Annotated in this window: 10 protein-coding genes and 1 pseudogene; all 11 read left to right on the forward strand. The window is 63.0% G+C overall.

The window, feature by feature from the left end; genetic code table 11:
- The first annotated feature begins 13 nt into the window (after positions 1-13).
- The 11 genes and pseudogenes from ubiB to P0D80_RS12910 all read left to right on the forward strand — a co-directional run bounded on the left by ubiB (position 14) and on the right by P0D80_RS12910 (position 13150).
- Complete coding sequence (gene ubiB, locus P0D80_RS12860; RefSeq protein ID WP_408178314.1) at positions 14-1591, forward strand: ubiquinone biosynthesis regulatory protein kinase UbiB; 1578 nt, start codon at positions 14-16, stop codon at positions 1589-1591.
- Between the two features lie 23 nt (positions 1592-1614).
- Positions 1615-2238, forward strand: a complete 624-nt coding sequence (locus tag P0D80_RS12865; protein ID WP_408284243.1) for a class I SAM-dependent methyltransferase — start codon at positions 1615-1617, stop codon at positions 2236-2238.
- 182 nt (positions 2239-2420) lie between these two features.
- Positions 2421-2798, forward strand: a complete 378-nt coding sequence (locus tag P0D80_RS12870; RefSeq protein ID WP_408284245.1) for an FmdB family zinc ribbon protein — start codon at positions 2421-2423, stop codon at positions 2796-2798.
- 75 nt (positions 2799-2873) lie between these two features.
- Positions 2874-3527: a DUF502 domain-containing protein gene (locus P0D80_RS12875; RefSeq protein ID WP_012431717.1), complete on the forward strand. Its 654-nt coding sequence runs from the start codon at positions 2874-2876 to the stop codon at positions 3525-3527.
- A 63-nt stretch (positions 3528-3590) separates the two neighbouring features.
- Positions 3591-5390 (forward strand): aspartate--tRNA ligase, encoded by a 1800-nt coding sequence (aspS, locus tag P0D80_RS12880; protein WP_132376067.1) that lies wholly within the window; start codon positions 3591-3593, stop codon positions 5388-5390.
- Between the two features lie 171 nt (positions 5391-5561).
- Positions 5562-6077, forward strand: coding sequence for a dihydroneopterin triphosphate diphosphatase (gene nudB, locus P0D80_RS12885; protein WP_408178346.1), 516 nt, complete (start codon positions 5562-5564; stop codon positions 6075-6077).
- Positions 6074-7333 (forward strand): cardiolipin synthase ClsB, encoded by a 1260-nt coding sequence (clsB, locus tag P0D80_RS12890; protein WP_408178317.1) that lies wholly within the window; start codon positions 6074-6076, stop codon positions 7331-7333. Before nudB ends, clsB begins: the two co-directional genes overlap by 4 nt.
- Positions 7334-7433: 100 nt before the next feature.
- A pseudogene (locus tag P0D80_RS12895) lies at positions 7434-7670 on the forward strand (tetratricopeptide repeat protein); the annotation flags it as partial.
- Between the two features lie 423 nt (positions 7671-8093).
- Positions 8094-8693: a TetR/AcrR family transcriptional regulator gene (locus P0D80_RS12900; protein WP_106282004.1), complete on the forward strand. Its 600-nt coding sequence runs from the start codon at positions 8094-8096 to the stop codon at positions 8691-8693.
- Positions 8694-8791: 98 nt separating this feature from the next.
- Positions 8792-10579, forward strand: a complete 1788-nt coding sequence (locus P0D80_RS12905) for an acyl-CoA dehydrogenase C-terminal domain-containing protein (RefSeq protein ID WP_408178318.1) — start codon at positions 8792-8794, stop codon at positions 10577-10579.
- 138 nt (positions 10580-10717) lie between these two features.
- Positions 10718-13150 carry a 3-hydroxyacyl-CoA dehydrogenase/enoyl-CoA hydratase family protein gene (locus P0D80_RS12910; protein WP_132376064.1) on the forward strand — a complete coding sequence of 811 codons (2433 nt, stop codon included), beginning with the start codon at positions 10718-10720 and terminating at the stop codon, positions 13148-13150.
- Positions 13151-13173: the final 23 nt, after the last annotated feature.

Raw genomic sequence — 13173 nt, forward strand, 5'->3', positions numbered from 1 at the left:
ACCGGGCACAACTATGCGTTTTCTGCGTTTCCTCAAGATTTTTTTCACGGTCATCCGCTTCGGTCTCGATGAGATGATGCTCAGCCGCATCAACGACCGGCGCGTGCGTCTGCTGCTGCGTATCACCACCATCGGGCGCAAGTTCGATGCGCCGCCGGGCGTGCGTTTGCGGCTCGCGCTGGAAAGCCTCGGGCCGATCTTCGTCAAGTTCGGGCAGGTGTTGTCCACGCGGCGCGACCTGCTGCCGGTGGATATCGCCAACGAGTTGGCGAAGCTCCAGGATCAGGTGCCGCCTTTCGATTCGGCGGTGGCGATCGGACTGGTCGAGAAGTCGCTCGGCGCGCCGGTCGACGTGCTGTTCGACGACTTCGAGCGCGTGCCGGTGGCGAGCGCCTCGATCGCGCAGGTGCACTTCGCCACGGTGAAAGCGGGCCAGCACGCCGGCAAGGCCGTCGCCGTGAAGGTGCTGCGCCCGAACATGCTGCCGGTGATCGATTCCGACCTCGCCTTGCTGCGCGACATCGCCGTATGGGCCGAGCGTCTGTGGGCCGACGGCAAGCGCCTGAAGCCGCGCGAGGTGGTGGCCGAATTCGACAAATATCTGCACGACGAACTCGACCTGATGCGCGAGGCGGCCAACGGTAGCCAGTTGCGGCGCAACTTCGCCGGGCTCGACCTGCTGCTGGTGCCGGAGATGTACTGGGAGTTTTGCACGCCCACGGTGCTGGTCATGGAGCGTATGGTCGGCGTGCCGATCAGCCAGGTGGAAACGCTGCGCGCGGCCGGCGTCGATATTCCGAAGCTGGCGCGCGAAGGCGTCGAGATTTTCTTCACCCAGGTGTTCCGCGACGGCTTTTTCCACGCCGACATGCACCCGGGCAACATTCAGGTGAGTCTCGATCCGGCCCACTTCGGCCGCTATATCGCGCTCGATTTCGGCATCATCGGCGCGCTGTCGGACTTCGATAAGAACTACCTCGCGCAGAACTTCCTCGCGTTCTTCAAGCGCGACTACCATCGCGTCGCCACGCTGCATCTGGAGTCGGGCTGGGTGCCGCCGACTACCCGCGTCGAAGAACTCGAGAGCGCGATCCGTGCCGTGTGCGAGCCGTACTTCGACCGCGCGCTGAAAGATATTTCGCTCGGCCAGGTTCTGATGCGCCTGTTCTCGACCTCGCGCCGCTTCAACGTCGAAATCCAGCCGCAACTGGTGCTGCTGCAAAAAACCATGCTGAACGTGGAAGGCCTCGGCCGCTCGCTCGATCCCGAACTGGATCTGTGGAAGACGGCCAAGCCTTATCTCGAACGCTGGATGAACGAACAGATCGGCGTGCGCGGCTGGTACGAGCGCCTGAAGATCGAGGCGCCGCAGTGGAGCAAGACGCTGCCGCAGTTGCCGCGCCTGATTCATCACGTGCTGGCCGAGCGCCACGACAACAAGCGCGGCACGAACGACGACATGATTCGCCAGATTCTGCTCGAGCAAAAACGCACCAACCGGCTGCTGCAAAGCTTGCTGCTGTTCGGCGTGGCGGTCGGTGTCGGCGCGGTGCTGGCGCGGGCGTTTCTGGTGCTCGCTTACGGCGGTTGATTGCGATCCCTGCGAGGTAACCAATGAGCGACCCGACCCAACCCTCCGCGCCCGACTTCGAGAGCCGCGACCCCAACTCGCCCGAGTTCTGGAACGAGCGTTTCGAGCGCGGGTTCATGCCGTGGGATCAGGCGGGCGTGCCGTCCGCGTTTCAGTCGTTTGCCGCTCGCCACAGTGGCGCGGCCGTGTTGATTCCAGGTTGCGGCAGCGCGTACGAAGCGGTCTGGCTGGCCGGGCAGGGCAATCCGGTCCGCGCGATCGACTTTTCACCGGCCGCCGTCGCGGCGGCGCATGAGCAGTTGGGCGCGCAGCACGCGCAACTGGTGGAACAGGCGGATTTCTTCACGTATGAGCCGCCTTTCACGCCGGCCTGGATTTACGAGCGCGCGTTCTTCTGCGCGCTGCCGCTCGCGCGCCGCGCGGACTATGCACGACGGATGGCCGACCTGCTGCCCGACGGCGCGTTGCTCGCGGGCCTCTTTTTCATCGGCGCGACGCCGAAAGGGCCGCCGTTCGGCATCGAGCGCGCGGAACTCGACGCGCTGCTTACGCCGTACTTCGAGCTGATTGAAGACGACGCGGTGCATGATTCGATTGCCATTTTCGCGGGACGTGAGCGCTGGCTAACCTGGCGCCGCCGCGCCTGACGATGCGGCTGCGGCGCTCCACGGCGACGCGCCCCGTACTTGATTCGGCCGCGGCCGCCCCCATTTAACCGAACGGCGGCTGCGTCGAGCGCTTGTCCCCAAAATCCGAGGGAGGGGAATCGTTTGCGGCTATAATTCAAGGCTTTGCAAGCGTTTACTAGATTTCAGTAGGGAAAAAGATCATGCCGATCTACGCTTATCGTTGCGAATCGTGCGGCTTCGGGAAGGACGTGCTTCAGAAGATCAGCGACCCCCAGTTGACGCAGTGTCCCGAGTGCGGGAAAGACACATTTCGCAAGCAGGTCACGGCTGCCGGCTTCCAGCTGAAGGGCTCCGGCTGGTACGTGACCGATTTTCGCGGCGGCAATGGCGGCAAGAGCGCGCCTGCCAAGCCCGACGCCAACGGCGCCTCGAATGGCGCTTCGGGCGAGAACGCGGGCGCCAATAAGGGCGCCGCGCAATCCGACGCGGCGCCGGCCAGCAGCACGGCTGCAACGCCGTCCGCGCCTGCTGCCGCACCGGCCGCTTCGGCGAGTTCGAGCGATTCCGGCAGCGCCTAGCAGGACTGCCGCCCTTCGGGGCGGCGCACACGCCGCACGTTGGGCTTCGGCCCGCGCGGCTTTCTGGCGGTACACATGACGACGAAAAAAACGACGCTCAAATCGGTGTTCCTGACTGGCCTGCTGGTGCTGGTGCCTTTGGCCATCACACTGTGGGTGCTCGGTCTGATCATCGGCACGATGGACCAGACGCTACTTCTGCTGCCGCGCGCGTGGCAGCCGGAGCGCCTGTTCGGCTTTCGCCTGCCCGGCCTCGGCGCAGTGCTCACGCTCGCCTTCATCTTTGTCGTTGGACTGTTGACGCAGAACTTCATTGGGCAGAAGCTCGTGAAGTGGTGGGAAGTGGTGGTCGCTCACATTCCGGTGGTCGGCCCGATCTACACCAGCGTCAAGCAGGTGTCCGATACCCTGCTGTCGAGCAGCGGCAACGCGTTTCGCAAGGCGCTCCTGATCGAGTACCCGCGCCGCGGCTCCTATACGATTGCGTTTCTGACCGGCATTCCGGGCGGCGACGTTATCAATCACCTGAAAGAAGATCACGTCAGCGTGTATGTGCCGACTACGCCGAATCCAACTTCCGGCTTCTTCCTGATGGTGCCCAAGAGCGAAGTGATCGAACTCGACATGACGGTCGACGCCGCGCTCAAGTACATCGTCTCGATGGGCGTCGTGGCGCCGTCCGCGCCGCCAGCGCCGGTGCGCCGCACGACAGTCGAGCCTCCGCTGTAACGCGGCACGTAGCGTTTTAATGCCACGCGCCGTTCAACCAATGCATAACGAAAGACAAACATCATGTCGATGAGATCTCAATACTGCGGTCTGGTGACCGAAGAACTGCTGGGCCAATCCGTCTCGCTGTGCGGCTGGGTGAGTCGCCGCCGCGACCATGGCGGCGTCATCTTCATCGACCTGCGCGATCGCGAAGGCCTCGTTCAGGTCGTCTGCGACCCGGACCGCGCGGAGATGTTCAAGGCGGCCGAAGGCGTGCGCAACGAGTTCTGCCTGCAGATCAAGGGCGTGGTTCGTGCCCGTCCGGAAGGCACCACGAACGCCGCGCTCAAGAGCGGCAAGATCGAAGTGCTGTGCCACGAACTGATCGTGCTGAACCCGTCGATCACGCCGCCGTTCCAGCTCGACGACGACAACCTGTCGGAAACCACGCGTCTCACGCACCGCGTGCTGGACCTGCGCCGTCCGCAGATGCAGCACAACCTGCGTCTGCGTTACCGCGTCGCGATCGAGGCGCGCAAGTACCTCGACTCACTGGGCTTCATCGACATCGAAACGCCGATGCTGACCAAGAGCACGCCGGAAGGCGCGCGCGACTACCTCGTGCCGTCGCGCACGAACCCGGGCCAGTTCTTCGCGCTGCCGCAGTCGCCGCAACTCTTCAAGCAACTGTTGATGGTGGCGAACTTCGATCGCTACTATCAGATCGTCAAGTGCTTCCGCGACGAAGACCTGCGCGCCGACCGTCAGCCGGAATTCACGCAGATCGACTGCGAAACCTCGTTCCTGTCGGAACAGGAAATTCGCGATCTGTTCGAAGACATGATTCGTCATGTGTTCAAAGAAACGATCGGCGTCGCGCTCGACGAGAAATTCCCGGTCATGCTGTATTCGGAAGCCATGCGCCGCTTCGGTTCGGACAAGCCGGACCTGCGCGTGAAGCTCGAATTCACGGACCTCACGGATGCGGTCCGCGACGTCGACTTCAAGGTGTTCAGCACGCCGGCCAACACGAAAGACGGCCGTGTCGCGGCAATTCGCGTGCCGAAGGGCGGCGAGCTCTCGCGTGGCGACATCGACAGCTATACGGAATTCGTGCGCATCTACGGCGCGAAGGGCCTCGCGTGGATCAAGGTCAACGAAGTGGCGAAGGGCCGTGACGGTCTGCAAAGCCCGATCGTCAAGAACCTGCACGACGAAGCGGTCAAGGCGATCATCGAGCGCACCGGCGCGCAAGACGGCGACATCATCTTCTTCGCGGCGGATCGCGCGAAGGTGGTGAACGACAGCCTCGGCGCACTGCGTCTGAAGATCGGCCATTCGGAATTCGGCAAGGCCAATGGTCTCGTCGAGTCCGGCTGGAAGCCGCTGTGGGTGGTCGACTTCCCGATGTTCGAATACGACGAGGAAGACAACCGCTACGTCGCCGCGCATCATCCGTTCACGAGCCCGAAGGACGAGCACCTCGAGTATCTGGAAACGGATCCGGCGCGCTGCCTTGCGAAGGCCTACGACATGGTGCTGAACGGCTGGGAAATCGGCGGCGGTTCGGTGCGTATTCACCGTGAAGAAGTGCAGAGCAAGGTGTTCCGCGCGCTGAAGATCAACGCGGAAGAAGCGCAAGCCAAGTTCGGCTTCCTGCTCGACGCGCTGCAATACGGCGCGCCGCCGCACGGCGGTATCGCGTTCGGCCTGGACCGCATCGTCACGATGATGGCCGGCGCCGATTCGATCCGCGACGTGATCGCGTTCCCGAAGACGCAACGCGCGCAGTGTCTGCTCACGCAGGCGCCGAGCGAAGTGGACGAGCGCCAGTTGCGCGAGTTGCACATCCGTCTGCGTCAGCCGGAACCGAAGGTGTAACGGCTTGAAGCCAGTCAGTGCTGTCTGAAAAACGACAGCGGAAGCAATCGAAAAAGGCGCGTCATGCGCCTTTTTCGTTTTTTGCGTTACAGTCGATGTAACTGCGTTCGACCGTTTCCTGGACCAATCTCCGACATGTACCGCGCAAGCGTTGCGCCCAGTTTTCACGCCATGCCGAAACCGCCGAAGATTCCGCAATCCGTACTCGTCATCATCCATACGCCCGCGCTCGACGTGCTGCTGATCGAGCGCGCCGATCACGCCGGTTTCTGGCAGTCGGTCACAGGTTCCAAAGACCGGCTCGATGAGCCGCTCGTCGAGACGGCGACGCGCGAGGTCGGCGAAGAGACCGGCATCGTGGTGGGCAGCGCGCAAGTGCCGCATAGCGCGTTGTTCGATTGGCAATATTCGATCGAATACGAGATCTACCCGGAGTTCCGCTATCGCTATGCCGAAGGCGTGATCCACAACACCGAGCACTGGTTCAGCCTGCAAGTGCCGGAGCAACTCGAGGTCACGCTGGCGCCGCGCGAGCACACCGCGTTTCTGTGGCTGCCGTATGACGAGGCGGCGTCGCGCTGCTTTTCGTCGTCGAATGCCGATGCGATCCTGCAGTTGCCTAAAAGGCTGCATGAGCGGTTCAGTGGGCGTGCTGACGTTGGGCATCCCACGGAGCGTGGCCGGTGAGCGTCGGCGGCGCGCGCCGCTTCGCCCGACTGCGGCAATCGCTGCTCGGCCGCCGCTATTGGCAGCGTTACCGCTTCACCAGCGGCAACGACGTCAAGCTGCTGCGTTCCGGCGATGAGTTTTTCAGCGCGCTGATCGCGCGTGTGGATGCCGCGCAGAGCGACGTGGTGCTCGAAACATATATCTTCTGCTACGACAACGCCGGGCAGGCGGTCAGCGCCGCGTTGCTGCGCGCCGCCGCGCGCGGCGTCAAGGTGCGCGCGATCACCGACGGCATCGGCACCGAGCGTTTGCCGATGTTCAACGAGTGGCCCGTCGCCGGCATCGACCATCGCATCTACAACCCGCACCTGTTCGGCCGCTTCGGCTTCTCGCGCACGCATCGCAAACTGGCGGTGATCGACGATCAGTTCGCGTACTGCGGCGGGATCAATATCGTCGACGATTACGAGAACAATGGCGAGAAGCTGCCGTACCGGCGCTGGGACTTCGCGGTCGAATTGCACGGGCCGGTGGTCGCCGATATCCGCCAGGCGTTCGAGGTGCAGTGGCGGCGGATTCGACTTGGGCATCGGCCGATCGAGTCCATGGAGCCGGACCTCGGGCCGAAGACCACGGCCTCGCTCGGCAGCCTGCGGCGCAGGCGCCGGCGTCGCAATGAAGAATTGTGGGCGGGCGGCCAGCCCTGTGTAGCGTTTGTCGCGCGTGACAACCTGATCAACCGGCGCGCTATCGAGAAAGCGTATCTGGCGGCGATCGGCCAGGCGCGCAACGAAGTGCTGCTCGCCAATCCGTATTTCATGCCGGGGCGCAAGCTGCGGCGCGCGCTGGTGTTCGCGGCGCGACGCGGTGTGGTGGTGAAGCTCATCATCGGGCGCAAGGAATTCAAGGCGCTCGATTACGCGGTGCCGTTTCTCTATCGCGCGTTGCTCAAGGCCGGCGTGCAGATCGCCGAGTACGAGAAAACGCTGCTGCACGGCAAGGTCGCGGTGGTGGATTCGAACTGGGCGACGGTCGGCTCGTCGAACCTCGACGCACTGAGCCTGATGCTCAACAACGAAGCCAATGTGGTGCTGGTGAACGACCCGTCGATCGACGCGTTGCGTGAAGCGATCCTCGTCGCCTTCAAGGACTCGCGCCGTATCGACGAAGCGCGCTACGACGCCCGGCCGGCTGGTGAGCGCGCGCTCAACTGGCTCGCCTACACGACCTACCGGGCCGTGATGAAGTTGCTGACGGTGGGTGGGTACGACTGACTCGCGGCAATGCGTTTGCGACCAACGCCTGGTAGGCACGAAGCGGCTCGAACGCAATGCCTGGGCCGCTTTGCTTTGCATCGAAGGACGGCGGGCCGCAGTGATCGCCGTCGATACGTCGGCGGCCCATCTTGCCGCGGCGATGGGTAAAGCCCCGGTCTAGCTGCTCAACCGTTTCGCGGGAAGCTGGCGCTGGCTGTATGGCCGGGACGACAGCCCGTGGTATCCCGGATTGCGTCTTTTCACCCAGATGCGGCGTGGTGACCGGAACGATGTGCTGACGCGGGCTGCCGCGGCGCTTACGCAAACTTTCCCAGCGCACGACAACGCGTCCTGACGCGATCTTCTTTCCTCCTCCATGTTCCGATCGAGCAGGCCTGACACGGCGGCAACGCCACGTCCGGCCTGCGTCTAACGAAACTATCGACGGCCATTCCACCCGGCAATCCCAGCACCGCGTCGTCCTTCCAATAGCCGCGATACGTCAAACGCTTCTGCATTCGCACCGACTTGCTGCATCATGTCGGCCGGCTGCGTTAATCAGAAGAAAGCGTGCACTTAGGCGGGCAACCCCTGTCTCAAGGCAAACTTCAGGCAAACGCCTCTAAAAAATCTCCTTCCTCTGATTGACGGATGCCGCAGAATTGAAACCAGGTTAGAAACCGGTTTCTAATAAAGTCCTTGTTTCGCGGACGGCGGCACTCAATAATAGTACGGCCGTTCGATTTTTCTTTCGGTCACATTAGAACGGTAAAAAGCTATGCGAAAAGGCGAACAGACGCGAGCCGCAATTCTCGACGCAGCACTTGATCTGGCAAGCCGCGACGGACTGGAAGGTCTGACGATCGGGCTGCTGGCTGAGCGCATGCAGATGAGCAAAAGCGGGGTGTTCGCGCATTTCGGGTCGCGCGAGGACTTGCAGGTCGAAGTCGTGCGCGAATATCACCGTCGTTTCGAAGACGAGGTGTTTTTCCCGAGTTTGCGCGAGCCTCGTGGATTGCCGCGCTTGCGCGCGATGATTTCCCGCTGGATCGAGAAACGCATTCAGGAAGTCACCACCGGTTGCATCTACATCAGCGGCGCCGTCGAATACGACGACCGCGCGGATAACCCGGTGCGTGAGCAACTGGTGTCGAGCGTGACGGTCTGGCGTGCGGCGCTCACGCGCGCGATTTCGCAGGCAATGGAAGAAGGGCATCTGCGTGCCGACACCGATCCGCAACTGATGCTGTTCGAACTGTACAGCTTCACGCTCGGTCTGCATCACGACGCGCGCTTCCTGCACTTGCCGGATGCGGTGCGTCTCACGTGGGCCGCGCTGGAAAAATTGATTGTTTCGTATCAAAGCGAAAGCCGTTAGCAGCGCCGCCGCCAATCAGGCGGATTCAGCGGCGCAGAAAGCTCCGATCCACGGACTCGGCTAACGGCCTGGCTTCTTGTCAAACTTGGGAGAGAGTCATGGGACAGTACGCCGCGCCGCTGCGCGACATGCAATTCGTGTTGCACGAACTGCTTAACGTCGAAGCCGAAATCAAGCAGATGCCGAAGCACGCGGATCTCGATGCCGACACGATCAATGCGGTGCTCGAGGAAGCCGGCAAGTTCTGCTCGGAAGTACTGTTCCCGCTCAACCACAGCGGCGATCAGGAAGGCTGCACGTACGCCGGCGACGGCGTCGTGACCACGCCGAAGGGCTTCAAGGAAGCCTACAAACAATACGTCGAAGCCGGCTGGCCCGCACTGGGTTGCGATCCGGCATATGGCGGCCAGGGCCTGCCCGCGTTCGTCAACAACGCGCTGTATGAAATGCTGAACTCGGCGAATCAGGCGTGGACCATGTACCCGGGCCTCTCGCACGGCGCGTACGAATGTCTGCACGCGCACGGCACGCCGGAGCTGCAACAGCGCTATTTGCCGAAGCTGGTCGCGGGCGTCTGGACCGGCACGATGTGTCTGACCGAGCCGCATTGCGGCACCGACCTCGGCATTCTGCGCACCAAGGCCGAGCCGAACAGCGACGGCTCCTACGCGATCAGCGGCACGAAGATCTTCATCTCCAGCGGCGAACACGATCTCGCGGAGAACATCGTTCACCTGGTGCTCGCGCGTCTGCCGGATGCGCCCAAGGGCACCAAGGGCATTTCGCTTTTCATCGTGCCGAAGTTCGTGCCCAACGATGCGGGCGAACCGGGTGAGCGCAACGGCGTGAAGTGCGGCTCCATCGAACACAAGATGGGCATTCACGGCAACGCCACCTGCGTGATCAATCTCGACAACGCCAAGGGCTGGCTCGTCGGCGAGCCGAACAAGGGCTTGAACGCGATGTTCGTGATGATGAACGCCGCGCGCCTGGGCGTCGGCATGCAGAGCCTCGGCCTGACCGAAATCGGTTACCAGAACTCGCTGACGTACGCGAAAGAGCGTCTGCAAATGCGTTCGCTGACCGGCCCGAAGGCGCCCGAAAAGGCGGCCGACCCGATCATCGTGCACCCGGACGTGCGCCGCATGCTGCTCACGCAGAAGGCCTACGCCGAAGCCGCGCGCGCCTTCTCGTACTGGTCCGCGCTGCATATCGACAAGGAACTGTCGCACGCTGACGAATCGGTGCGCAAGGAAGCCGCCGACCTCGTCGCGCTGCTCACGCCGATCCTGAAGGCGTTCCTGTCGGACAACGCGTTCGAGAGCACCAACCACGCCATGCAGATCTACGGCGGCCACGGCTTTATCGCCGAGTGGGGCATGGAGCAGTACGTGCGCGACGCGCGCATCAACATGATCTACGAAGGCACCAACGCGATCCAGGCGCTCGACCTGCTCGGCCGCAAGATCCTCGGCGACATGGGCGCGAAGATGAAGAAGTTCGGCAAGCTGGTGTCGGATTTCGTCGAAGCGGAAGGCGTGAAGCCGGAAATGCAGGAGTTCATCAACCCGCTCGCCGACATCGGTGAAAAGGTGCAGAAGCTGACGATGGAAATCGGCATGAAGGCCATGCAGAACCCGGACGAAGTGGGCGCCGCCGCCGTGCCGTATCTGCGCACCGTCGGCCATCTGGTGTTCTCTTATTTCTGGGCCCGCATGGCACGCGTCGCGCTCGACAAGGAAGCCTCAGGCGATCCGTTCTACAAGGCGAAGCTCGCCACGGCTCGCTTCTACTTCGCCAAGCTGCTGCCGGAAACGGCGATGACGATCCGTCAGGCACGCGCCGGCTCGAAGTCGATGATGGACCTCGAAGAAGCACTGTTCTAAGCCGCTGTTTTCAAGCGCCAGGCAAACACATCAAGGCAGGCGCCGCGCGTGTCGAACCCGCGGCGCCTCCCGTCAGCCACACATCGCGAAGTGTCCCATGAAGCTTCGCGACATCGCATAACTCCCCGGAGGAACGACGTGAGCAATCTGATCATTCGCAAGGTAGCCGTGCTCGGCGCCGGCGTGATGGGCGCGCAGATCGCCGCGCACCTGATCAACGCCAAGGTGCCCGTGCTGCTGTTCGATCTGCCTGCAAAAGAAGGCCCGAAGAACGCGATCGCGCTGAAGGCGATCGAGAATCTGAAGAAGTTGTCGCCGGCGCCCTTCGGCGTGAAGGACGACGCGCAATACATCCAGCCCGCGAACTACGACGACGACATCGAAAAGCTCGCCGAATGCGACCTCGTGATCGAAGCGATCGCCGAACGCATGGACTGGAAGCACGACCTGTACAAGAAGGTCGCGCCGCATCTCGCGCCGAACGCGATTTTCGCGACCAACACGTCGGGTCTGTCGATCACCGCGCTCTCCGATGGCTTCTCGGATGAACTGAAGGCACGCTTCTGCGGCGTGCACTTCTTCAATCCGCCGCGCTACATGCACCTGGTCGAACTGATCCCGACCGCGACGACGCGCCCGGAAATCCTCGATCAACTCGAGTCGTTCCTGACCAGCGTGGTCGGCAAGGGCGTCGTGCGCGCGAAAGACACGCCGAACTTCATCGCCAATCGCGTCGGGATTTTCTCGATCCTCGCCGTCGTGACCGAAGCCGCCAAATTCGGCCTGCGTTTCGACGAAGTGGACGACCTGACGGGAGCGCGTCTGGGCCGCGCGAAGTCGGCCACGTTCCGTACCGCCGACGTGGTCGGTCTGGACACGATGGCGCACGTCATCAAGACGATGCAGGACACGCTGAAGGACGACCCGTTCTTCCCGGTCTACGAAACGCCGGCCGTGCTGGCCGAACTCGTGAAGAAGGGCGCGCTGGGTCAGAAGACCGGCGGCGGCTTCTACAAGAAGGAAGGCAAGGCGATCAAGGTGCTCGACCCGAAGACGGGTGAGTACGTCGACGGCGGCGCTAAGGCGGACGAACTGGTCGGCCGCATTCTGAAGCGGCCGCCGGCGGAACGTCTGAAGCTGCTGCGCGAATCGCAGCATCCGCAGGCTCAGTTCCTGTGGGCGATTTTCCGCGACGTGTATCACTACATCGGCGTGCATCTGGAATCGATCGCCGACAACGCGCGCGACGTCGATCTGGCGATCCGTTGGGGCTTTGGCTGGAACGAAGGTCCCTTCGAAGGCTGGCAGACGGCCGGCTGGAAGCAGGTCGCCGAATGGGTGCAGGAAGATATCGCGGCCGGCAAGGCGCTCTCGAACGTGCCGCTGCCGTCGTGGGTGCTGGAAGGTCCAGTGGCCGAGCAGGGCGGCGTGCATACGAACGAAGGTTCGTGGTCGCCGGCTTCGAAGACCTTCGTGCCGCGCTCGTCGCTGTCGGTCTACGACAAGCAGGTGTTCCGTGCACCGCTGGTCGGCGAAACCGCTGATCCGAAGACCTACGGCAAGACGTTGTTCGAAACCGACGCCGTGCGCGCCTGGGTCGACGATCGCGCCGGCGAGAACGACGTGCTGATCGTGTCGTTCAAGAGCAAGATGAACACGATCGGACCGTCGGTGATCGACGGTCTGACGCAGGCGATCGAACTGGCCGAAAAAGACTACAAGGGTCTCGTGGTGTGGCAGCCGACGTCGCTGAAACTCGGCACGCCGGGCGGCCCGTTCTCCGCGGGCGCCAACCTCGAAGAGGCAATGCCGGCGTTCATGATGGGCGGCGCGAAGGGCATCGAGCCATTCGTGAAGAAATTCCAGCAAGGCATGCTGCGCGTGAAGTACGCGAGCGTGCCGGTCATCTCGGCCGTGTCGGGTATCGCGCTCGGTGGCGGCTGCGAGCTGGCGCTGCATAGCGCGAAGCGGGTCGCGCACATCGAAAGCTATCTCGGTCTGGTGGAAGTCGGCGTGGGTCTCGTGCCCGCGGGCGGCGGCCTGAAGGAAGCGGCATTGCGCGCGGCGGAAGCCGCGACGCAAGTGGGCGCGACCAACGACCTGCTCAAGTTCGTGCAGAAGTCGTTCGAAAACGCGGCGATGGCGAAGGTCTCGGCCTCCGCGCTCGACGCCCGCGCGATGGGCTACCTGAAGCCGTCCGACACGATCGTCTTCAACGTGTTCGAACTGCTCGACGTCGCGAAGAAGGAAGCGCGCGCGTTGTCTGCGTCGGGTTATCGTCCGCCGCTGCGTGTGACGCAGGTGCCGGTGGCCGGCCGTTCGGCGATCGCGACCATCAAGGCGTCGCTCGTCAATATGCGCGACGGCCGTTTCATCAGCGAGCACGATTTCCTGATCGCGAGCCGTATCGCGGAAGCGGTGTGCGGCGGTGACGTGGAGGCGGGCAGTCTGGTCGATGAAGAATGGCTGCTGCAACTCGAGCGTCGTGCGTTCGTCGATCTGCTCGGCACGCAAAAGACACAGGAACGGATCATGGGCATGCTGCAAACCGGCAAGCCGGTGCGTAACTAAGCGACCAACGCGATAAGACTGCA

It is taken from the genome of Paraburkholderia sp. RL17-373-BIF-A (assembly GCF_046030175.1).
GTDB lineage: Bacteria > Pseudomonadota > Gammaproteobacteria > Burkholderiales > Burkholderiaceae > Paraburkholderia.